General features: G+C 57.7%; 20 protein-coding genes. 14 read left to right on the top strand and 6 right to left on the bottom strand.

Annotated elements, in window-relative coordinates:
• The first annotated feature begins 233 nt into the window (after nucleotides 1-233).
• The 3 genes from SOM48_RS19665 to SOM48_RS19655 all read left to right on the top strand — a co-directional run bounded on the left by SOM48_RS19665 (nucleotide 234) and on the right by SOM48_RS19655 (nucleotide 5,021).
• Nucleotides 234-1,454, top strand: coding sequence for a hypothetical protein (locus SOM48_RS19665; RefSeq protein ID WP_320512845.1), 1,221 nt, complete (start codon nucleotides 234-236; stop codon nucleotides 1,452-1,454).
• Between the two features lie 384 nt (nucleotides 1,455-1,838).
• Nucleotides 1,839-3,788 (top strand): hypothetical protein, encoded by a 1,950-nt coding sequence (locus SOM48_RS19660; protein ID WP_288879750.1) that lies wholly within the window; start codon nucleotides 1,839-1,841, stop codon nucleotides 3,786-3,788.
• Between the two features lie 177 nt (nucleotides 3,789-3,965).
• Nucleotides 3,966-5,021, top strand: coding sequence for a transglycosylase SLT domain-containing protein (locus tag SOM48_RS19655; RefSeq protein WP_320512844.1), 1,056 nt, complete (start codon nucleotides 3,966-3,968; stop codon nucleotides 5,019-5,021).
• Between the two features lie 57 nt (nucleotides 5,022-5,078).
• Here the strand turns inward: SOM48_RS19655 and SOM48_RS19650 are convergent, their stop codons facing one another.
• Nucleotides 5,079-6,134: a hypothetical protein gene (locus SOM48_RS19650; protein ID WP_320512843.1), complete on the bottom strand. Its 1,056-nt coding sequence runs from the start codon at nucleotides 6,132-6,134 to the stop codon at nucleotides 5,079-5,081.
• 15 nt (nucleotides 6,135-6,149) lie between these two features.
• Nucleotides 6,150-6,845 (bottom strand): hypothetical protein, encoded by a 696-nt coding sequence (locus tag SOM48_RS19645; protein ID WP_076769959.1) that lies wholly within the window; start codon nucleotides 6,843-6,845, stop codon nucleotides 6,150-6,152.
• A 463-nt stretch (nucleotides 6,846-7,308) separates the two neighbouring features.
• Between SOM48_RS19645 and SOM48_RS19640 the strand changes: the two genes are divergently transcribed.
• The 11 genes from SOM48_RS19640 to SOM48_RS19590 all read left to right on the top strand — a co-directional run bounded on the left by SOM48_RS19640 (nucleotide 7,309) and on the right by SOM48_RS19590 (nucleotide 19,534).
• Nucleotides 7,309-8,301: a sigma 54-interacting transcriptional regulator gene (locus SOM48_RS19640; RefSeq protein ID WP_042711762.1), complete on the top strand. Its 993-nt coding sequence runs from the start codon at nucleotides 7,309-7,311 to the stop codon at nucleotides 8,299-8,301.
• 141 nt (nucleotides 8,302-8,442) lie between these two features.
• Nucleotides 8,443-8,682 (top strand): hypothetical protein, encoded by a 240-nt coding sequence (locus SOM48_RS19635; protein ID WP_023478588.1) that lies wholly within the window; start codon nucleotides 8,443-8,445, stop codon nucleotides 8,680-8,682.
• A gap of 63 nt (nucleotides 8,683-8,745) precedes the next feature.
• Nucleotides 8,746-9,114 carry an EscI/YscI/HrpB family type III secretion system inner rod protein gene (locus SOM48_RS19630; RefSeq protein WP_320512842.1) on the top strand — a complete coding sequence of 123 codons (369 nt, stop codon included), beginning with the start codon at nucleotides 8,746-8,748 and terminating at the stop codon, nucleotides 9,112-9,114.
• Between the two features lie 5 nt (nucleotides 9,115-9,119).
• Nucleotides 9,120-9,884: a type III secretion system inner membrane ring lipoprotein SctJ gene (sctJ, locus tag SOM48_RS19625; RefSeq protein WP_139966199.1), complete on the top strand. Its 765-nt coding sequence runs from the start codon at nucleotides 9,120-9,122 to the stop codon at nucleotides 9,882-9,884.
• A 5-nt stretch (nucleotides 9,885-9,889) separates the two neighbouring features.
• Complete coding sequence (locus SOM48_RS19620) at nucleotides 9,890-10,471, top strand: serine kinase (protein ID WP_320512841.1); 582 nt, start codon at nucleotides 9,890-9,892, stop codon at nucleotides 10,469-10,471.
• The gene (sctL, locus tag SOM48_RS19615; protein ID WP_139567554.1) at nucleotides 10,458-11,054 is read left to right on the top strand and encodes a type III secretion system stator protein SctL; all 597 of its coding nucleotides are present in this window, start codon (nucleotides 10,458-10,460) and stop codon (nucleotides 11,052-11,054) included. Before SOM48_RS19620 ends, sctL begins: the two co-directional genes overlap by 14 nt.
• Before the next feature lie 76 nt (nucleotides 11,055-11,130).
• Nucleotides 11,131-11,358, top strand: a complete 228-nt coding sequence (locus tag SOM48_RS19610) for a hrpF family protein (RefSeq protein ID WP_023478821.1) — start codon at nucleotides 11,131-11,133, stop codon at nucleotides 11,356-11,358.
• Nucleotides 11,359-11,382: 24 nt separating this feature from the next.
• Nucleotides 11,383-13,428, top strand: coding sequence for a type III secretion system outer membrane ring subunit SctC (sctC, locus tag SOM48_RS19605; protein ID WP_128482828.1), 2,046 nt, complete (start codon nucleotides 11,383-11,385; stop codon nucleotides 13,426-13,428).
• A gap of 19 nt (nucleotides 13,429-13,447) precedes the next feature.
• The gene (gene hrpT / locus SOM48_RS19600; RefSeq protein ID WP_023478744.1) at nucleotides 13,448-13,633 is read left to right on the top strand and encodes an HrpT family type III secretion system protein; all 186 of its coding nucleotides are present in this window, start codon (nucleotides 13,448-13,450) and stop codon (nucleotides 13,631-13,633) included.
• Between the two features lie 62 nt (nucleotides 13,634-13,695).
• Nucleotides 13,696-19,089 (top strand): AvrE-family type 3 secretion system effector, encoded by a 5,394-nt coding sequence (locus SOM48_RS19595; protein ID WP_320512840.1) that lies wholly within the window; start codon nucleotides 13,696-13,698, stop codon nucleotides 19,087-19,089.
• Between the two features lie 31 nt (nucleotides 19,090-19,120).
• Complete coding sequence (locus tag SOM48_RS19590) at nucleotides 19,121-19,534, top strand: type III secretion system chaperone (protein ID WP_320512839.1); 414 nt, start codon at nucleotides 19,121-19,123, stop codon at nucleotides 19,532-19,534.
• 18 nt (nucleotides 19,535-19,552) lie between these two features.
• Here SOM48_RS19590 and sctU read toward each other — a convergent pair whose 3' ends face one another.
• Genes sctU through sctR form a run of 4 tightly spaced genes read right to left on the bottom strand, consistent with a single transcriptional unit; the run spans nucleotide 19,553 to nucleotide 22,371 of the window.
• Nucleotides 19,553-20,638, bottom strand: a complete 1,086-nt coding sequence (gene sctU / locus SOM48_RS19585; protein WP_124968167.1) for a type III secretion system export apparatus subunit SctU — start codon at nucleotides 20,636-20,638, stop codon at nucleotides 19,553-19,555.
• Entirely contained in the window at nucleotides 20,635-21,450 is an 816-nt protein-coding gene (sctT, locus tag SOM48_RS19580; protein ID WP_139966211.1) for a type III secretion system export apparatus subunit SctT, read from the bottom strand. Before sctT ends, sctU begins: the two co-directional genes overlap by 4 nt.
• Nucleotides 21,450-21,710, bottom strand: a complete 261-nt coding sequence (sctS, locus tag SOM48_RS19575) for a type III secretion system export apparatus subunit SctS (protein ID WP_023478855.1) — start codon at nucleotides 21,708-21,710, stop codon at nucleotides 21,450-21,452. The genes sctT and sctS overlap by 1 nt, the downstream gene beginning before the upstream one ends.
• A gap of 7 nt (nucleotides 21,711-21,717) precedes the next feature.
• The gene (gene sctR, locus SOM48_RS19570) at nucleotides 21,718-22,371 is read right to left on the bottom strand and encodes a type III secretion system export apparatus subunit SctR (protein WP_076769954.1); all 654 of its coding nucleotides are present in this window, start codon (nucleotides 22,369-22,371) and stop codon (nucleotides 21,718-21,720) included.
• Nucleotides 22,372-22,373: the final 2 nt, after the last annotated feature.

Genomic DNA, 22,373 nt, shown 5'->3' with positions numbered 1-22,373 from the left:
TGTTACCGCCCCCAAATCAGGGGGCTGTACGTATGAGCAAATTATCGGGAAAGTATGCGCAGAGAAAAATATTGACGCATGGCGCCTGCCGGAAAACATATTCTTCGGAAGAAATAACAGTATCAGAAACCGCTGTTTCAATTAATCAGCGGTTTTTTTGCAGAAATATTTCACTTATTAAGCTATTTCGAACATACAGCAAGACGTGAGTAAACAACAGGTTAAAAAATAAAATGACAAATTATACGGATGTGGCGGTGAAAGAGCAGAATATCGGGCCCGGATTGTGCTTTTTACTGCTGGTAGCGGTTTGGGCTGGCGTATTTTTCCTGCCTGAAGCTATTATTTTTATTCTTCCCGGGATGATGGCTTTTGCACTGCTGTTTTTTATTTATTACCTGGCATCGGAAGGGCATCTTGCCGGTATGCTGAGTGGAATGGTCATCAGCTTCATTTTGATGGCTATCGCCGCAGCCATTCCGATTATTGGTTGGATAGTTCTTATCTGCTGGATTTTGTACAACATCGGCAAAGCATTTGAAGGTATTAAGAATTTGCTGCCGGATGCTCTGCTGAGCGTAACGCTTTATGCCAGCCTCTTAATTCCTGTTATTTATCATCTTAATAATAGCGACAGCAATGTGTGGCTGACGGCAGGATGCGGCGTCGTCTACTTTATCGCGGCAGCAGCATCTGTCGGGCGTATCAGCGAACGTTCGGCTACGCCAAAACACACTTTTTTCCTCTTTTGCGTGATGTTGCTATCTGTACCGATGATTATGCTACTGATTGCCTCGATTTTCGCCTCGCTGCGCGCGGCTTTCAGGATGAGCCTGGTAAAAACCTCTGCAACACTGCCACAATCCGTTAGCGGGTACACCACGGCACGAGGAACTGTCGTTGCTGACTATACGCGTAACGTTACCCAAACGGTGGTCACCTCGACGATCGTTCCTGGTGCCGGAGCGGTGGGCGCATCGCTAACCCGCTCACTGGCTGAAGTGAGCACGCCTGCGGATGAACAGCCTGTCTACCAACTGAACCATGAAACAGAGCAGCGCTACGCGACGAACAAAGATCATCACTTTTATCGCTATGACCAACTGAACGATAAAAAAATCGCTCATTTTATCCAGGCCGTTGCCGCAGCGGGAACATTACCGCCGCTTAAAAAAGATGATCTTCTTTTTTACTTTGATGAAACACTGGCAGGAAAGGGCGATCGTGGCGTGGTGTTAACCGATGAGGCTATCTACTGTTTACCAGGCATGTTTGAGGATGAAAAAAAATTCTTCACGCGGTTCAGCGATATTCAGAAGGTGACTTTTTCCGGTGCGTTGAATAAGCAGATTACGCTCTGGCTGAAAGAGGGGAAAAAACAAAAAATCTCGCTGACGCAATCGAACGCTGGCGCGAAAAAACTCTTCGAAGTCATTGAGCTGGCGATTGCCTGAGAGAAGATGAAAAAACTCCACGCCAATGTGTGGAGTTTAAGCTTTACCTGATGCCAGATCCTGCAATGAGGCAGGGTGGGAAAAATCCCGTTATCAAGCGGTTGTTAAATGAAGCATTATGAATAACTTTCCCGCGTGGCTCCCCATCGTCATTTGATCTAACCAGGTCCACATAAACGGTTAAAAAATGCTTCTCTCCGCTGAAGCGCAGCGCATCTGGCTGCTTTTTATTAGCTGCATCACAAAACCTTAAAAAATCTCCGCAAAATTGAAACCGGGCCCGCTCGCATCCCACTCAACGCTATCGTTGCGGGGTGAGCTATTCATTTCGCAAGTCATCAACTGACCGGTTACTGATAACCGGCACAACCTGGCGGAGTGAGAATGATGGAAGGAATTAGACGCCCAGCTTCCCCTGTACAGCACGATGCGATTGAACTGGCCTCGCGCGGTGGGCCATCAACCAGCGCAGTCGCTACGACAACCCCTGCTGCGAGGGCGCGCTTAGCGGAGATTGGGCGTATTGCGAATACGCTGCATAACGCCTGTAGAGGCGGGGCGGATGTACATGAATACCTGGATGATATAGCTGTTGCCCTGCACGATGATTTGCACCAGACGGACGATCAGGTAAAAGATGTGCTCAAATTTGCTCGCAGCTGCGACACGATGATCATGGCTAAGGCAAAGGGGGCTATTGGCATGATCTATGCCCTTTCCGGTGTCCCCGGCGATCTGGTCGGTAAGGGGATAGCGAGCGCGATGAAGCTGGAGCCGGGCACGCCCATGCACAACTTTGTCGCTGGCGTGGCGGGGGGGATGACCGCCGTAGCGTTCAAAGCCGTGCTCACACGGGTTATCGGTAGCAGCATTCAGGATTCGAGATGGATGCAGGCGGATATGGATTCGCTGCACCCTCTTATGCAGGAAGAGGCAAAAAAACGCGATACCTTTCTGCATAAATTAAAAATGGCGGCGCTGGGCGGGACGGGCTTTAACGTCCGCAACCCGATTACCGGTGGGGTTTCCAGTGCAACTCAGCTATTACCTGAAAATAAGCCGCGGCCAGAGCCGATGGGGATTATACAAGCCGCGCTTAAGCCGGGTTATGCCATTAATCAGATTGCTGGTTTTGGCCTGACCTCGGGTGCCGGTTCATTGAGTGGCGTCGTTGAAAACTACTACGACAACCTGCACGGCGCGGAGTTTTTATTTGGCCGTAACGACTGGAAAGATCGTTATATGGCGCTGTCCAACGGCAAGAAGAATAGTGGCGAGGGTAGCCACTTCGATGCAGTGCTGGCGCACGCAAAATCGCCAAAACGTTGGGTTGAGGGCGTTACCACGCTGAGTGCATTAAGCGTGGTAGCCTCGGAAGGGATGGAAGCTCTCGGTTTGGGCACCGGCTCGGGCGCAGCGCGCGTGGCCAAAGGTGGCTTCGAGAAAATTTTCACCGACGGTCAGAAGGGGGCGGCTGAGACCGCTTTGGAGCTGGCGAAAAAAGGCAGCTTCCGCGCTTCCCGCGAAAGTGTAGGCAATGCGGCGGCCCTGATACCGAACGCCTATTCTTACTTCCAGCAGGGTTTGTTTGGTCTTCTGTATAAGGAAGCTGAGAGTGCAGTGGCAAACAAGCTTCGCCCGAAGGCCGCCGCCACGATCGAAGAGGAAGCCCCGGTAAGTTCTGGCGCAAGACCGCCCGCAGGCGAACCGCCGGTAGCGGGGCCGTCAACGGACGCCGAAGTGCCAGCTGAAGAGACCCGCCGGGAATCGCCCGAAGCGCCGGAGGTAGAGGCCCGTCGTGAATCGCCGGAAGCGCCGGTTGTTGAGATTCCTCGTGAAAGCTCGCCACAAGCGCCGGAGGTTGAGGCCCGCCGGGAAAGTTCGCCCGAAGCGGAGGTTGTTGAAATTCCTCGTGAAAGCTCGCCGCAAGCGCCTGCCGTTGACGCCCGCAGGAGCGACTCACCCGCAGCGGGCGAATCGGACAGCGCCAGCGTCCATTCGCATACCTCCGGCCCGTTGCGTAACACTCCGCCCGGGCGTTCACCCGAGATGCGCCGGGGTGATACCTATGCATGGTGGCAAACCTTCCCGGGGCTGGCGAGTATCAAAAGCCCCCAGCCTGAGAAGTTAACGCAGGCTGACTACGAAGCCATTATCGCCCTGCTTGAATCTGAAGCAGAGAAGATGAGCGAGCGTATCGCCGAGATGATCCCGCTGCCGGACTCCTTACCGACATCATCAGCATCATCAGTGGCGTCCGGGTCTTCTGCCTCATCAGAAGCCGCAGGGCCAGCAGGATCGCCAGAGCCTGAAGAGCCGAAAAAAGCCTCCTGATGCCCCCTCTTAAAAGCCGCAGCGATGCGGCTTTTTTTCGTCTGAATTTTCGCTGTAGCACGCTCTGCGCGGAACCCGCGCCGCGCGCTGTCCACTCAATCATACCCCGGTAAAACCGGGAGGGATGCGTCAGCGTGACTGGCGCTAATGATGACCCTTTGTTGAGAGGACAGAAGGATGAATATCTCGTCAGGTTCGGTTTTCGCGCCGCTACAGCCGCAAATGCCTGATTTCAGCGCGCTCGATGAAAAAAACGTTGCCTCGTTCAGCCCGACAGATTTTGCTGGCGGCAGCCAGGCAATTAATTTTGGCAATGATGCCATGAGCGGCACGGATTTCAGTAGCCTCAGCGCCACGCCCGACAGTGAGAGCAGTATGGATCCGATGCAGATGCAGGGGCTAATGCAGCAACTGGGCCCGCAAATACAAGCACTACTGCAACTGCTGATGATGTTGCAGCAGCTCTTCTCCGGTCAGCAGCAAAATAACAGCGCAGGAGCAGGCGCTGGTGCTGGAGCGGGTAGCGGCGGCGGAGCCGGAGCCGGGATGCCGGGCGCCTCAGCAGAGGAGGGGGCTGCGCCCGCCGCACCGGTGAACGCCGCTGTGCAGCAGCCTGTTGATCAGCCTGCCGCCGCTTCTGCACAACAACCGGGCAGTGCGGCACAACCGGGCTCTGCCTCCAGTGCTGCCCTGAACACACCTGCCCAGCAGACACCGGCATCCGGCGGCGTTCCGCTGATAAAAGGCGAGTCGGGACTGCATTTACCTGCGCCGCTACTCGATCATGAGAAGGCGATAATGCATGCCGCCAGAGAGACCGACCAGCCGCCTGAAGTGCTGGCGGGGCAAATCTGGCAGGAGTCACGCGGGAAAATCGATGCGACCACCGTTAACGGCGGCAATGGGCTTTCCGACAGCGGCCTGATGCAGGTTAATTCGAACACCTTCGCCGATCTGCAAAGCAGATACCCGCATCTGCTGGGATCCGATGCCAGCCCCGCTAACCCTAAAGACAGCATTATGGCCGGTGCGCTCTATTTGAAAGAGCAGCGGCAGGCGTTTGGCGGCGATCTCGGTGCCGGGCTGCGGGCCTATAACTCAGGGCCGGGGAATGTGAATGTCAACGATCTGACAGATATCTCGAAAACCGGTACCGGCGATGCAACCTATGTCGGGAAAGTGCTCAATTTTGCCGATGTTATCTCCAGCGGCAAAGGTACGTTACCTGCATAGCAGGCAAAAAAAAGTCCCTGTATCGGGTACAGGGACAAACATCAGCAAGGTAATAAATCAGGCAAACGGCGGCGGTTCGTTCTTCCCTTTCCCTCCGGCATTCTCCACCGCAATCTGCACGGTGTCGGTAGCGGCCGTAATGCCCCAGCCAATCGGCCCACGCGCCACGCTCATTCCACCCTCAGCCAGACCTTTCAGGCCACCGGTGAAGACTTCGCCCAGATTACGGGCCTCGCCAATGTTGTTGAAGAAAGGCGCAGCAACAGATTTGAGAATCGGGATGTTCGACAATATCTTGCCGAACTCGCCCATCCCCCACTGGAAGTTGTCTTTATTGGTCCCATCCTTTCTTACGTGCGTATCATTGGTTTGCGGCAGCTGTTTATTCTCCGGCAGCATTTTCAGCCCCTGTTCGGCGATATCCTTCAGTACACCCGCCTCGGTACCGTGGCGGGCGTCGCCATCCTTGGTGATACCCTCTATTTTGTCGTTAGCTGAGATCTCCGTTCGCTCGCTGCCATCGCGGGCATTGAGGCCTTTTATGCTGTTTAACACGCAGGCCATGTTATACGCCGCATCAGCACGACTCTTCGGATCTTTATTGGCGTCCGTCCAGTCACCAAAGCGCTCTTTTAGCTGCTCGCGCTTGATATCTTTCTGATTGCCGAGATTTTTCAGCACCGGGTTTTCATCAATGATCTGCTCGGCGCTGCGGTTATCACCCGGCGGACGGCCTTTCAGGTTATCTTCCGTCGGCCTGACGCTGAGGTCCTTCTCGCTGGTCCGCACGCCATCGCCCGCTGCCTGCGGCGTCTCTTCACCTGCGGTTTCGCTGGTAAATAACGCCACGGGCATCGTTTCCCCTTCGGCGGCGGGATCAACAAGCGCGCCCAGTCCAACCTGCTTTAACAGCTGATCGAACTGTTGGGTCGGATCGCCCAGGCCCGCCAGCGGCGTTCCGCTAGTGCCGGAGTAGCAGATCGGGAGATCGTTACCCAGACCCGGCAAAGAAGACCCGGGCAGGGGAGTGGTTAATGGCAGGTTACCCGGCAGTTGCCCGCCGGGTGAAAAAGCGGGGGTGATCCCCCCCGCGCCAGGTACTTGCATAACCATATAAGCCCCCCTGAATTAGAGCTGCGTATTTTTCTGGGAAGATTGCTCCTGACCGCCGCCCAAAAGCCCCTGCAACAGTGACGTCAGCCCCAACAGCGACAGCAGATTTTGCATCATCCCACCCTGTTGACCGCCACCGTCAGCCGCTCCCTGAGCAGGAGCCTGCGGTGCGTTGCCGCTCTGTTCGCCGCTGTCTGCCCCCTTGCCCTTATCGAGACCCATCATCTGCTGCAGCAGTTGCTGGAGCATCTGCATCAGCTGCTCAAGCGGGTTACTGCTCTTATTCGCACCCTGAGACGGGGCCGGGGTAGTTGGCTGTTCCGGCTGCTGCGCCTTATTACCGCCGCCCAACAGCTGTTGCAGGCCTAGCAGCATCATAAGCTGCTGCATTAAGCCGCCGCCCGGCAGGGAGTTGCTGCCGCTCGCAGGCGCGTTTGCACCGTTTGACTGACCGTTGCTTTGGCTTCCGCCGAGGCCGCCAAGCCCGGTCAGCGACGCGAGCGTGCTCAGGCCGCCAAAGGCGTTACTGGCAAAAGAGAGCGGGCCCATTTTCGAATTATTGAGGAAAGACAAAGGCGAGGATTTGCCTGGCTGATCGGGGAGGTCTGGTTTGCCTGACGGCGTGCCCCCCGGTTTGCCTGGCATATTCGCCGGCGGGAAATCGGCTCTGTTTGCGTTTGTTGCTCCACCACCAAATCCTGGAATCTTCATAAATGTGTTCCTCAGAGTTAATAAGTCAGCGATTGGTTGGGCAGCAGCCGAAGCGGTAACATTTTGCAAACCTAATTCATGCTGTTTGCACAATTTTACCTTTCGGGCTGATGCTGCCTCGCACTGTGAGTGGCGATTGTTCCAGGGTAGTTCCGCTTAAAAATCTCTGTTTGTGATGCGTATTCCGAGTTTTAAAACTTATCGCCGCAGCCGTTTGGTACTCAATTTATTGTTTTTAAATCTCTTTTTTTAAATCAGGTAAGGAAATCCCTACCTGCTGAGCGGCTATCCCTACGAAATAATAATCCTGGACTGATAGCGAGGATTACCTGATTGAGTGAGAGTGAGGCCGCTGTAAATTTGTAATTCTTTACATCAGGCTCAACTTCCAAAAAATCCACAAGCGCTGAATTACCCGCGCGTCCCGTGCAAGGCGCGCTTACGTGAAGCTAATGGAGAATGTATGGTTCGTCTTACCAGGACAGAGTTAATCCAGGGGACTGCAGATGAGGGGAGTGAGGATAACGTTTTACGCCAGGTTGACTCCCGCCCACGCGCGGCGGCGGGTTATCCGGAACCTGTGACCGATATCCATACCCATCTGTATAAGATTTTAAATACGATTGCACCGTTAAAAATTGATGTCCTAATCGAGGGGGAAACGGGCACCGGGAAAGATGCACTGGCCCGGCGGTTGTATCAACTTTCCGGCTGTCGCGGCCCGATGGTGCCGGTTAACTGTGCGGCCATCCCGGAGACACTGGCCGAAAGCGAGCTGTTCGGGGTGATGGCCGGGGCGTTTACCGGCGCCAGCACTTCCCGCGCGGGCTATATTGAGAGCGCCAATCATGGCGTGCTGTTTCTGGATGAAATAGACAGTATGCCGCTCACGGTGCAGGCCAAGCTGCTGCGGGTACTGGAAAACCGCGCGGTGGAGCGACTCGGCAGCACCAAAAGTATTGAACTCGATCTGCGCGTGGTCGCCGCCTCGCAAATTCCGCTCTCGCAGCTGGTGGCGCAGGGGCGTTTTCGCCGCGATCTCTTCTTTCGCCTCGACACGATCAAACTTGCCACGCCAACCGTGCGGTCCCGGCCGGAGCTGATCCTGCCGATGTTTCGCCGCTTCACCCAGGAAGCGGCGATGCGCCTGAACCAGCCGCTGCCGCCGGGGTCGCCCGTGCTGGATGAAACCCTGCTGCTGCATAGCTGGCCGGGGAATATCCGCGAACTGAAAGCGGCGGCGGAACGCTTTGTGCTGGGCTTGCCACCGCTGTGCTGTGAGATAAAGCAGGAGGGGCGCGGGCTATTAAAAGAGCGACTGCGGCGCATTGAGCGCAGCCTGATCCACGACTGCCTGAAACGGCACGGTAATCGTATTGATGACGTTATTCTTGAGTTAGGTATTCCCAGGCGCACCCTCTATCACCGCCTGAAGCTGTTAAAACTTACCGCCTGACACGTCGCCCGCCCCTCTCGCGGTGGGCCAGAAGGCCTCTTCTGCATAAATTTTTTCTTTGCGATGGAACCAGGTGGCTTCGTTTATCACTTAATGAACGCAACACCCAAATACAACCCATCATTAACGCGAGGAATTACTATGTCAGGTGCTAGCTTACTTGCCAACGGGATCACCAACGCAGCCTCTGCTTACACTCAGGTTGCCGGTGCCTATAGTGGTGCGAAATATATGGTCCGTTCGCAGCAGGCGATGGACAGAATGCAGGAAAACCAGGCCGATAAAATGGATCGCGATGTAGAGTTCCAGCGCATTAACGGCATCGCCGAAAGTAATGCGCAGGCCGCATCCGCCGCAGCCCAAGTCAAAATTCAGTACTAATCGACTCCGGCAGGGAGGCGTTATTGACGACTCCCTGCTCACTCACCTACAGGAGTTTTGCTGATGAAAGTCTCTCAATCTCCCTCGCTTACCTCCGAACCGGTACCGTCAGTTGACATCTACGATGAAGCACCGTCGGCGGAAGATATTCAGTGGTTTAATGCAAAGCTTAATGGCGCCGCGACTGAAAGCAGCAAGGCGGCCGCTTCGGAGCCGGGCGTGGTTGGCAATATTCTGCAATCCCTTAGCGGCAACCAGCGTGCGCAAAAAGATGCCTTTCACGATCTCAGGGTCGCGTCGCGATCCTCCAGTGCGGAAGACTTCTCCCGCGCCAATGCGCAGCTGTCCAATTACTACATTGAGAGTCTGATGAACGCCAAAGTGATCGCCAAAACCGTTCAGTCAGTCGACAAACTCAGCAACCTGCAGTGAAGCTTATGAATGGCTCTGTCATTAAATGCCTCTGCGCCCTGTGGCTGACGCTGCTGCTTACCGGCTGCGGTGACCAGACCCAGTTGCACAGCGGGCTTTCGGAAAACGATGCCAACGATGTGGTGGCAGAACTGAGCCGCTTTAAAATCGAAGCGGAAAAACAGGTCTCCAAAGAGGGCGTGAGCGTTAGCGTCGCGCGCGGTGATATCGAGCGGGCGGTGAATATCCTCAATGCCGCCGGGCTACCGCATCAGGCGCGAACCAATCTCGGCGCGGTGTTTCAGAAAAGCGGCGTTATCTCCAGCCCGCTGGAGGAGCGCGCCCGCTATATCTATGCCCTGTCGCAGGAGGTAGAAGCGACACTGTCACAAATCGATGGCGTGGTGGTGGCGCGGGTGCATGTGGTACTGCCGGAGCGTATCGCTCCCGGCGAGCCGGTACAGCCCGCTTCCGCCTCGGTATTTATCAAGTATCACGAAAATCTCGACCCGGACAGTATCGAGCCGCGCATTCGCCGGCTGGTGGCAACCAGTATTCCGGGGCTCGGCGGGCGTGATGACCGCGACCTGGCGATTGTCTTTGTCCCGGCGAAAGCCTGGCAAGACAGAGTTGAAATGGTGCAACTGGGGCCGTTTCAGCTGACCCCGGAGCGTTACGGCATGGTCAAAATAGTGGCAACCTGCTTTGGGGTGCTACTGCTGTTGCTGGTGGCGAACGCATTTATTCGTCAGGCACTGAATCGTAAGCGCCAGGCGGCAGAGGCGAAGTGACGGATATGCAGAGCGCTGCGCCCGACGAGCAACTCGCCCTGCGCTGGCTACGCTGGTGGCACGCTGACTTTTGGTTGCAGGCCGATGAAAGCTGGCGTACCCAGCCGCTGGCCCGCTTATCTGCCCCTTTGCAGAGGCACTATCTACGCCAGCATGCCGCGTGCTGGCAGCGCACGCTGGGGGTACAGGGCGAACTGGTGGAACCAGAGCCGATGGTGCTGACGATCGGCGACTTAAGCTGCGAGCAGCGCGCGCAACTGCTGGTTTTGGTGGCAGAAATTTGTGCCGGGGGCATGCCGCTACCCGCTGAGTTAAAGATCTGGTTACGGCGTGTGGCGAAAGGGATGCGCACCGAGTGCTGGCTGCCCGCCGGGTTGTTCACCGCCGGCGGCAGCGCCGACAGCCTCTGCCTGCTGCAAGCGTTATTCCCGGCCATCTGGCCGCGCCTGCGGCTGCTCTTTCCTGCAAGCGATGCGCCTGTGGAACCGGCGCTCTCACTGCCTCTCCATCGGCTGCGTCCTTTATGGGAAGCGGCGCTCTGGCAGGTGCAACAACATTCGGAAGCGACGCGCGATGTGGAAACTTAAAAGCCTGCGCCTGCCGGACGGTAGCGCGCCAGCAGGTAATTTGCTACGCCGCGAGGAGATTGCGCTCGGGCTTGAAGCGGCTGCCATTATTGAGTTGGCTCATAAAGAGGCGCAGACGATCCGCGAGCAGGCACGCGCCGAGGCGCAAGCTGAAAGGGAGGCCTGCCAGCGCGAATGGGAAGCCGCGTTCTGGCAGCAGGCGCAGACACTTCTTACTGACTGGCAGCAACAGCGCGCAGCCGAAGAGGCGCAGCTGGTGGTACTTGCCGGGAAGATTGTCAACGAGGCGCTGCAACACCTGCTTGATGAGGTGGATGATGAGCGCCGTTTTCATGCGCTGCTCAAACAGCTGTTGCGTCACCATCCACGTCAGCAGCAGGCGATGCTCTATTGCGCAAGCCTGCAGGAGCAGGAGATCCACGGCTGGCTCGCCGCGCAGCCGCAGCTGAGCTGGACGTTGTGCGCCGACCCGATGCTTGCGCCAGACCATTTGCGGCTTATCACCGACGCGGGCGAGCTAATGGTTGACTGGCAAACGCTGCGCCAGCAGCTCGCGCCCGCGCCTGCAGAAGAGGAGGCATAAAAAAAAGCAAAATGTGTGGAACTGCTTCGCTTGCCGCACCACTTAAAAGTGGTGCCTAACAAGAGGAGTGAACATCATGAGTTCAAACGATCTGTTCCAGCGTCAGTTATCTTCCAACTCCGCTCGCAAACATCATGAAGCCTATCAGTTTGCCCGCGATATCTCGGGCGAATCCTTCAGTCTTGCGGATATGTATGCTTTCCAGAACCGGCTGCAGGATATGTCCAACGCCAGCTGGGCAAGTTCGCAATATACCCAGTTTAAGTTTGGTATCCGTAAAGCGATTATCGACGCTATTAACTAAGCCCCTGTCAGCAAGGAGTCAGGCGTGTTTACGTTTTCTTTTCCGGGCCGCCTGCTGGCGGCCATTACCCTGCTGGTGCTGAGTATGGGCATCACCAATGCCCGTGTGCCGGATGAGTGGAAAAACGGTGCGTATGCCTATTCGGCAGATAACACCCCGCTTAGCATTATTCTTGAAGATTTTGCCACCAGCTTTGGTGTCGAGATCAATCTTGGCACGCTGGGCGACAGCAATGTCACCGGTAAACTGCGCGCAGAGAGCCCGGAAGCGTTTCTTAATCGCCTGGCGCTTGAGTATCGCTTTCAGTGGTTTGTCTACAACAACACGCTCTACGTCAGCCCGCAGGCCGCGCAAACCTCCCAGCGTATTGAGATTTCGCCGGAAGCGGCGCCGGATCTGAAAGAGGCGCTGCGCGGCGTTGGCCTGCTGGAGCCACGCTTCGGCTGGGGCGAACTGCCGGATGAGGGCGTGGTGCTGGTGACCGGGCCGCCGGAGTATGTACGCCAGATAACTGAATTTGCCCGTAAATCGGAGAGCAAACCGCAAGCCGAGGAGAGTAAAGATATGATGGCATTCCCGCTGCGCTATGCGGCCGTGGCGGATCGCACTATTCGCTATCGCGATCAGGAGCTGCTGGTGCCGGGGGTAGCCACCATTCTCAATGAACTGCTGGGCCAGGCCAGCAACGCCTCTGCCGGTGGCACCTCATCAGGCCAGGGGGATGATGAGCAGGTATCCCGTGAACAGTCGCAAACGATTTTAAATGAGCTGATTAATCGCAACATGCCGGTCTCCGGGCGTAAAAAAGCGCCGGTCAGCAAGCTGGCGGGGAAAGTGTCGGCGGATGTGCGTAACAACCTGCTGCTGGTGCGAGACGATCCGAAAACCCGCGGCTCTTACCAGGCGTTAATTAACTCCATTGATGTCCCGCAAAAGCTGATTGAGATCGATGCGGTGATTGTTGATATCGACCGCAGCGCGCTGAAGCGCTTCTCCAGCAGCCTGGGCGGTCAGTTCGGCAGTGTCGCCAGCGGCGCCAATATGCTCTCTGGTGCCAGCACGCTGTTTGTCACCGATTTCCAGCGCTTTTTTGCCAGTATCGAAGCGATGGAGGGGGAAGGGACGGCAACGATTATCGCCAACCCAACCATTCTGACGCTGGAGAATCAGCCTGCGGTGATTGATTTCAGCGACACCGCCTTTATTCGCGCCATTGGCGAGCGGGTGGCAGATATTCAGTCTGTTACCGCCGGGACTAGCCTGCGGGTGACGCCACGCGCCATCAGCACCTCACAAAAATCGGCTATCCAGCTCATTGTTGATGTGGAGGATGGCAAGCTCAATAAAGATGACGATGGCGACGCACAAGGCACCCATAACGCTGCGGTCAGCACCCAGGCGCTGGTGGAAGCGCGCCGCTCACTGGTATTGGGCGGGTTCCACTCCAAAGAGACGGGCGATCGCGAGCGACGCATCCCGATCCTCGGCAGCATTCCGCTGATTGGCAAGCTCTTTACCTCCACGCGCTACGAAACCTCCCAGCGTGAGCGGCTGTTTATTATTACGCCGCATTTGATTGGCGACCAGGTCGATCCCTCGCGCTATATCGCTGCCGAGTCGCGCGAACAGCTTAATAACGCGATGGATGAGGTGAGCAACCGGCATAAATACACCGACATTCGCGGGATGGTGGAAGGCGCGATGCGCGACCTGGCGCTGAACCGTGTGCCGACGGGGATGACCAGCGGCGGCACCGGCCAGACGCTATCGGCCTTATGCCGTATTCCGGGCGCGTTCCAGAGCGATTTCCGCCGCCATCAGTGGTATGGCAACAGCAGCGTGCAGATAACCGTTGGGGTGATCACCAATAACACCCGTCAGACGCAGCGGTTTGATGAGAGTGTCTGCCGCAGCGATCGCACGCTGGCGGTGGCGGTCTGGCCGCGCGGGGAACTGCCGCCGGGAGGATCGGCGGAGGTGTTTGTCGCCTTTGACAGCAATGCTCCGGCACGCCCGTCGCGCGCTTCGCTGCTCTCGGCATCTGGCGGCGCACCGGCAAAAAACTTCTGATGAGTGATAAGGAAAAAGCATGTTACTGCGAATGATCTTACTTGCCGCCGCCGCGCTTATGCTGAGCGCCTGCGCGCGGCCACAGGCCGGGTGTAACGACGTAAGCTGCCGCCCGTCGTCCGATCTGCATAAGCTCACCATCTGGTGGCAACCGCAACTGCGTAATGGCCCGAACGACTACACGCAGATAGCGGTCGATAACTAACCGCGTTTCGGCAGTCTCAGACCCCGGGCGATCGCCGGGGCCGTATTTGAGCGAGGATCATCATGGCTATTCACCTCCCTTTTCTGGGAAGCCTGCGTGCGGCGCAATCTGTGTCGCACGCCAGCACCGGTAACGCTATTCCGTTACGTCAGTTTTCCCGCCGCCCGCAGCAGACCGCGGGCGGCTCGCTGGATCAGGAGGTGGCCAGCCAGGCCGCGCCGACCCTGCGCCAGCAGGCAGCCGAAGCCCGCCAGCGTATGGGAAACCTGCGCCAGAGCCTCCACCGCCTGCGGGAAACGCGCCACCCCCAACCCATACCCGGCGCGTCGAACAGCACCTGCCCGCCGGATGTTAACAACAGCGCACCGGTGGCAGCGAGCAGGCGCCACAGTGAAGCCGCGCCCGACGAACCGCCGTTACGCCCGATGCGCGAGCCGCAATCCTGGCCGTCCCGCCGCCGCCATCTGCTTTCCCCCATTGAAGAGGAGCGCTACGCCGCGCTGCAAGAGAGCCAGCGCAATACTCAGCAACAGCGGGCATACCGCGCGGGGGAAGAAAGCGCGGCCACGCGGCGAGGCGGCCTGCAACCACAGTTTGCCCGGCTTGCGCTTACGGATAACGGCAGCTTAAGCGTCCTCGACAGCGCATCGGAGCCTCTTACCGCGCTGCTCAACGAAACCCTCGCCCGACCACAGCATCGCTGGCTGGCGCACCAGGCCAGTGACGATAATTGCCAGCATCTCCTGCAGGATCCCGGCGGCAGGCTCTTTACGCTGCAAGGGTCGCCGGTGGCGTTTATCGGCCTGACCAGCAGCCGTCCGGTGCCCGGCTGGCAGCATCAAACCCCTCAGCAGCGGCTTGCAGCGTTACCGGATGAGGCGACCCAGGCGCTGATGACCGGCATCTTTCGCCACGACCGCAAAATCACCGGCGGTGATGAAGCAGGCGGTAGCCCGGCAGGTGAGGCTGTTTCAGAGCAACTGCGCGAGCACAACGGGCGGCTTTACCGGCTAAACGAAGCCGCCATGCGCTGGGAGCAGATCGATAAAGATGAAGAGAAAAGCTATAGCAAGTTAAGCAAGCAGCCTGACGGCATGCTGTATGCCATTTACGATAAGAAGACCCTGCATAATCTCTCCAGCGGCGAAAAGTCGGCAAAAATTGGCAAAATCACTGCCTACTGCGTCAGCGCGCAGGGTTCTGCACTACTGCTCCTCAGCGATGAGAAAACCGCTGAACAGTCGGTAATGTTGCTCAACACCCTCACTGCTAAAAAGGAGCAACAGCAGAAAATCACCCTCAAAACCGGGAACGCGGAAGGCGACAAGCAGGCTTTTCACGCTACCGGCGTTGCGCTGCATAACGATAATCTCTATGCGCTGGACAGCGAAGGGGGGCTCTGGCGCGCGGCATTACCGCAAGGGCAGGAGCACAGCGAGATTGTTATGCAGCCTGATATAAAGCAGGCTGCGCTGTTGGAGCAACTGGGCGCAGGGGTGATGTTCAGCAGCCTGCTCTCCCATCAGGATGGAGAGCTGATGGCGGTGGTGAAAAGCGGTGCTGACCAGAAACATCTCTGCGCGCGCAATGCGCAGGGCCAGTTTGCGGCGCGCTGGAATCTTAGCGAGAGCCTGGTGCTGGATCATCACGACGGTCTACTCCAGCCGCGCCCCTTAGCCTATGAGAGCATCGACCTTGGGCGCGCCGGGCAACTGCTGGTGCATGAAGGCAAACTCTATGCGTGGGATAAAAACGCCGGGCGCTGGGAGGCAAGCCAGGAGAAGGCGGATAGCATCAAGCGGGCGCAGGATGGCAGCGGCTGGGTGATCCGTGACGGGCTGCCTTCGCGCGTTAAGATAAGCCAGAAGAGCGACAAGATTGACGGTGCGCACCACCGTTTCGCCCTGCGGCAGTTAAAGGCCAGCCTGAGCGTCGAGCTGCCGCTGCCGGGATTCGATGAGCATAATAAAGCGCGTGCCATTGCGCCGCTGGATGGCGAGCACTGTGCGGCGATCAGCGAAACCAACATCCTGCAATATCACCGCACGCAGGCCGGAACCCGGCAGGCGCATAAGATGATGCAGACCCTGACGAAAGCGGGGATCGCCAACTGGCTGCCGCACACCCGCGCCACGTTGCCTGCGAACGGCGAGGGCAACACCCTTACCGATATCACCACCGATCAGAAGCGTAACCTCTATGTTCTCGACTCACAGGGCAGGCTATGGACGATGCCGGAAGCGGAGTGGCGCGCATCCCCCGGGAGCCGCCCGGATGCGCGCTGGCAACCGGTGACGCTGCCCCCCGACCTCGGGCCAGTAGAGCGGTTGCATAACAGTTCCAGCGGCGCGCTGATGGTGGCGGACAGAGGCGGGCGCAGCGCGATTTTGCAGTTGCCCGGTATGCCGCAGGAAAGTACGAGCGAGCAGCAAGAGGGCGCAAATCAGCCGCCAAACGCTCTGGAGGCGAGCTGGCAAGTACAGGGTGAGTTTGACCCGACCGCACTGCCCGTCAGCATGCCCCGGCAGGAGCCGCTAAAAGCGATGGAGCGGCTGGATGAAGCCTCGAAAAGTGTCAACATTCGCGGCATGACCCTGAAGTATGAGACCAGCATCGCCGGAATGACCGGACGTGATGGTAACCATGTCAACAGCCGCCTGCGCGACCGGCTTGGCGCGCACTTGATCAATACCCGGCTGACGACGCCAAGACCCCTGAAAACCGCCTGGTACGCCACGCGGCATAACTGGCAGGGGCGTGACGGGCTGCGTCCGCTCTATGCGCAACAGGCGCAGCTCTATCAGCGGCTTAAAACCTTACAGGCAGCCCCTGGCGCGACGGCGCAGGAGAGTTTAGCGGCGCGGCTCGCCGCGCTCGATACCCGCCATTTTGATCGGCAGTTTATCGGCCATCTGCAAAACCTTATCGACACGGTTGCCGACAGCGTGCAGCACCACGGCACGCTGCTCGGGCAGCATATGGGCGCGTTACGCGGGGACGGGCGTGAAAAAGAGGACTTCAGCCCCTCGCGGATCAAGGCGGCCACCCAGGCGCTCAACCCCTACAGTGATGATGAGAACCTGCTGAAACGGCTGGATGCGGTCTACCGGCGCTATCCGCTGCGCGAGGGCAGCAGCACACCGGTCAGCCACTTGCAGGCGCACGGCGTGGTGGCCCGGCATCAGAAAGCGCAACCGCCGATGGGGCGCATGCGCGATCCCCATGATGAGATGGGGCTGGTGAAATCCCGCCTGGTCCTTGATGGGCTGATGATGTCCGCGCTGCACGAGGTAGTGGATCAGATGGCTGACTGTAACGCTAACCCGCAGGCCAGCCCGGCGCAGGTTGCGGCGATTAAAGAGCGGGTGCGTTTTTTGCGTGACGAGGAGTATGGCGAAAACCTGGTGCAGAAAGCCACCAGTCAGGGTTTTCTAAATAATAGCCAGCTGGAAGCCTGCTATGACGCCATCAAATCCTTTATTAATGCGCTGAGTAAGCCGCACCACGGCCTGAATATGACCACCCGCACGGTAATGAAAACCCCCGACCAGCAGCAGATGGCAGCGCAACTTCTTAATACGCTCAAAGCGCTGGAGCCGGGGGAGAACTTTGCCTTTGGGCGTAACTATGGCGGCATGGTGACCCTGTCGGTGATCCCCGGCGGGGAGGTGATCGGCATTCCGGGCGTGCGCGGCAACCTCGATCGCGCCTACAGCGCCAGCTTCTCCCGGAATGATGGGGGGATTAATGTCACCTTTAGCCGTAACGGCGGCGGCACCGGCACGGTATTTGGTGCCGTAGGCTGGAACCCGTTAAGCCAGCTTGCCGAGAGCAGCAGCAAGGAGCCTGGCGGCAACCGCAGCATCGCCCCTTCGGTGCGGTTGGGGGGGCTGGTGGCCATCGCCATGCAGCGCCAGTTGCAAAACAGCGTCAGCTTTACGCTGAGCGAAGCGGAGCTGCAGCCCTTTATCGCGCAGCTTACCGGCGGAGAACTCAACCCCGGCGAGCTGCTGGAGAAGGGCGTCAGCCATAAAGTGAAGCAGGGCACCACGCTTAATTTTAATGTTGACGCCACGGCGATGGCGATGGCTGGCGGCGCTCTGCGCTTTCCCGTCGGTGGCGGTGACGGCAAGAAAAACCGCGCCACGGTGCGCGCTGGCGGTATGGCGCAGTTGGGGGCGAATATCCTCAATGCGCAACGTGAGCGCGCCACCACCCACAGCGCGACGGGCAGCACGCTCGGCCGCAGCGATAATCGCCTGCGGATGTTTAACACCGCCAGCGCCGGGGTCGGCCTTAATGGCGGGGTGGGCATCACCGCCAGGCCGGCGTCGAACCTGCGCATCCCGCTATTTGGCGTCAACAGCACCACCATTCAGGCCAGTATTGATAACCGCACCAAACACAGCATGAGCATCGATATTGCCCGGGCTGAGCCGGTTCACCCGCGCCAGCTGGAGAAGCTGATAGAGCAGGCAGGCAGCAACTTTGACGATCCGCAAACCAATAAGCTGTTGCAGGAGATAAAGGATGCCGACAAACCGCCGGAGAAAGCGAAAAGCGAGCTTTCGGCCGGGCTAAACGCGCTGCAAAAAGCGAGCCTGAGCGCGCGCAAGGCGCACGCCGGCACCTTACGTCCGCTTTCTAAAACCGAACGCAACACGCTTGAGACGTTGAACAAAGAGGACGGTGCGGCAAAGACAAAAGAGAAGAGCGACACGTTCAGCACCTTTTTGCAGGATGAACCGCAGGCCACGGCGAATAAGCTCGATAAACTGCTGACCCATCTGCTGGCGCTAACGCCTGCCAACAATGGCCAGTACGGCGTGATTAACAGCGCCCGGGCGTTGGATCTACAACGCCAGGCGCATGGGCTGCACTGCCATCAGCTTAACAGTGCCGAGTATCAGAGCACTTATAACAATCTGCGCAAAGTCGACAGCAATAACCTGATGCATGTGGTGCATAGCCTGTTTGCCAGCGAACTGCCGGAGAGCGCCGCCGAGGCAATCAGCCGTTTTATGGAGGAGAAGCCGCTGCTTAAAGAGGCGATCCGCGAGCTGCAAAAAAACCGCAACACCCAGGCGGTAGTGACCCTTGAGCTACACGATGACCGGCGCTATGCGCTTCAGCAAATGTGGCTGCGTCATGAAACCCAGCCGGAGGAGATCGCAGCGCTGCTGCGCGATCGGCACTACCTGCGGGTCAAATCGATTGCTTTTAGCGAAACCGACAGCAAACAAGAGGGCATCTCCATCCCGCTGTTTGTCGCCGGAAGCAGTAGCGCCGCCAGCGTCAGCGTCAGCCGTAACCTCGGAAAAATTAACTTTAACTATGGTGCAAACCAACTGTCACCTCTCGCCTTTACCCTTGAGGGCGAAATCGCCCACGCCAGCCAGGCGCTGGTGGATGCGTTGACGAATGCCGAAATTCAGGAGAAGCGCGGGCGGCTGTAACCCGCGTTAAATCTTACTTTTACAGGAGGTTATGATGACGCAGCAACGACAGCTACAAGGGCTGCTGGATGATTTTGGCCGCCGCCAGGGCATCTCTCTGACGCTGGTCAATGGCGTTTGCGCATTGCAGGATGAGCAGGGCCAGGAGGCGGTAGTGCTGGAGCTGCCGCCGGGAAGCGATACGCTACTGCTCCATTGCCAGCTCTTTGCCGCCCCCCAGCTTGCAGAGCAACTCACCACCTGGCGGTTGTTAATGAAGCTCAACTTCGAGATGCATGCGATGCGCGGCTGCTGGCTGGCGCTGGATGAAGAGGAGCAGGTGCGGCTCTGCTACCAACAACCGCTGGCCGCTTTAACCCCGGCTACCTTTAGCACGTTAATGCTCGCCTTTATGCAACAAGCCCGGGAAGCGCGGGCGTTACTGCCAGAGATTGTGGCTGCCTGATAAGCGCAGATCCGCGCACTACTCTTCGCGGATCTCAATCACCTCATCCAGGTAGTGATCTTCCAGCTCCCGCAGCAGGCGATAGACGTGGGCCACGGCATTTAGCGTTTCGCGTGGGATATAGGCACCTTCGCGGGTAGTGCGCCACAGCGTGCGGGTCAGCCAGATAAAGCGGATCACCGGTCTCTTTTTACGCTGCGCTTCTTCAATCAACGCCCGCGCCTCTTCATCACACGCCTTAAACAGCAGACGCGGCAGCGGCGTTTCATCCGGGCGGTAGTAGAGGCCGACGGCGAAATGGGTCGGGTTAACCAGCAGCACATCCGCTTCTTCGACGTTGATCTCGCGCGCGGGAACCGGCTCTTCATTCAGGATCTCCTGCGCCACCTGGCGGCGGTGGCCTTTCATATGCGGATCGCCTTCGCTCTGCTTGAACTCGTTTTTCAGATCTTCATGGCTCATACGCTGCTGTTTCAGGAAGAAGTAGCGCTGAATACCAAAATCGAAGAGGCTTATCACCAGCATTACCATCAGCACCCGGCGCGACACCTTCATAAACAGCGCCATTACCCCTTGCCAGAAACCATTGAGATCGCCAAGCGCCAGCTGAGCAAGGCCGCCGAGGTCCGGCAGGATCGCTTGCCATACCACCAGGCCTATCACCACCGCTTTAACGATGCTGGTCAGAAGCTGGGTAAACTGACGGGCGGAAAACATATTCTTCAGGTGATTAACCGGGTTAAGCGCATCCAGTTTCGGTGCCAGCGCTTCGCTGGAGAAGAGCGGGCCGAACTGCACCCAGCCGCCCACCACGCGCAGCAGCATAGCAATGGCGCAGGCGAGACCGACCAGCACCAGCATAACGGTGACGCTGTCACTTATTACCTCTTCCAGCGCATGATCAAACGGGTCGCGTAGGCGGGATAACGGCAGCAGCATCATTGCCTGCAACCGCTGCATACTCGAGTCGACCATGGCAAAAATGGTCTCAAGGATGCCGATAGAGATAAGCAGCTTAGGGATATCCTGGCTCTGGCTGACCTGGCCTTTTTTGCGCGACTCCTTTAGTTTTTGCGGTGTAGCGTCTTCGGTTTTTTCGCTCATGGCGCGCTCCCGGCGGAAGGGGTGAAGATCTGCGGCAGGATATGGATAAGATCGCGCAGTTCATACAGCCGCGCATTTCCCAGATGGTCCAGCAGCGGCAGATAGAGGATAAAAAAGAGCATGCCGAGCAGGCATTTCAGCGGGATCGTTAGCGCCGTCGCCTGGAGCTGCGGGCTATAGAGGCTCATAATCCCGATGGCAAAATCGAGCAGCAGCATCAGCGCCACCGGCGGCCCGGCGTAGAGCACCATATCGCTGAAGACTTTCCCCACCAGCGTCAGCCAGACGTGAAAACCTGCCTCTTTGGGAAACGGCATCCACTGGGTGGCGGACCACAGATGGTAACTGTCCCAGATCACCTGGGTGATGGTTGATAATCCCAGCCCGGTCACCAGCAGTAATATCAGCACCTGCTGCATTAACTTGCCGAGCGGCGTCACATCCGGCCCCAGTTGGGGGTTGATCTGACCACCCATCAACGCGCCGCGCTGGTTATCGAATAACGCACCGACAGACTCATAGAGCCAGAAAGGCAGCGCCAGCAGCAACCCGAGCATGGTGCCTATCAACAACTCTTTCAGCACCAGACCTGCCAGCGTCATCATCGTCGGCTCAAGCAGATCAATCTGCTCTTTAATACCCGGCGCGATAAACAGCGCCAGCGCTACGGCAATCGCGGTGCGCAGTATCCCTTTGATGACGCTAAACGAGAAAATTGGCGTCAGTAGCAGGCAGGGGAAGATGCGCGCCATGCCAAGGGATAGCGCGAGGATCCCATTGAAGGTGTCGGTAAGCGGGTAACCTATCAGCATCAGGAGCCGACCGTTGACATCATGGCAAACGCCGCCTGCGCCAGCTCCATCAGCTCAACACCGACCCAGCGCCCGGTGAGCGCCAGCGTCAGGCCGACCGCCATCAGCTTGATGCAAAACGGCAGGGTTTGATCCTGCAACTGCATCGCGGCCTGCACCAGCGAAATGATCACCCCGGAGATCACTGCCACCAGCAGCGGCGGCGCGGAGAGAATAACCACCAGCAGTAACCCCTGGCGAAACAGCGTCAGAATATCCATGCGGGCCTCATAAATAGCTGTAGAACAGACCGTCGAGCAGCCGCGTCCAGCCGCTGATGAGCACAAACAGCAGGATTTTCAGCGGCAGCGACACGGTCATCGGCGACACCATCTGCATCCCGAGCGCCAGCAGGATATTGGAGACGATCAGGTCCACGACGATAAAAGGGATAAAGATCAGAAAGCCGATTTTGAAGCCGTTTTGCAGTTCCGACAGTACGAACGCCGGGATAATAAGCAGCATATTCTCCGGTGTGACCGAATCAGCCATTCTCTTTGGCCACATACGCTGGGCGTTTTCCTGCAGATGGATAACGATGTCCGGGTCGGTATTTTTGCGCATAAACGTTTTCAGCGGTTCGATACCGTTAGCGGTGGTGTATTCCAGCCGCTCCATACTGCTGAAATCGACCGGGATCGCTTTCAGCCGGTCGGTCATATCGCTAAACACCGGTGCCATAATAAAGAGCGTTGCCGCCAGCGCGATGCCGTTAAGCGCCATGGTTGGCGGTACCTGCTGCACGCCCATCGCGTTGCGCGTCAATTGCAGCACCATGGTGATTTTCAAAAAGCTGGTGCAGATAATGAGCATCATCGGCAGCAGCGCCAGCGCACCGAGAAACAGCGCCAGCATAATTGGGTTTAGCGGCCCCATCTCCATCG

It is taken from the genome of Kosakonia sp. CFBP8986 (assembly GCF_034044935.1).
In the GTDB taxonomy this organism is placed as follows: Bacteria; Pseudomonadota; Gammaproteobacteria; order Enterobacterales; family Enterobacteriaceae; genus Kosakonia; species Kosakonia cowanii.
The sequence above is the reverse complement of the archived record's forward strand: the minus strand, read 5'-3'. Positions and strand labels throughout refer to the sequence as shown.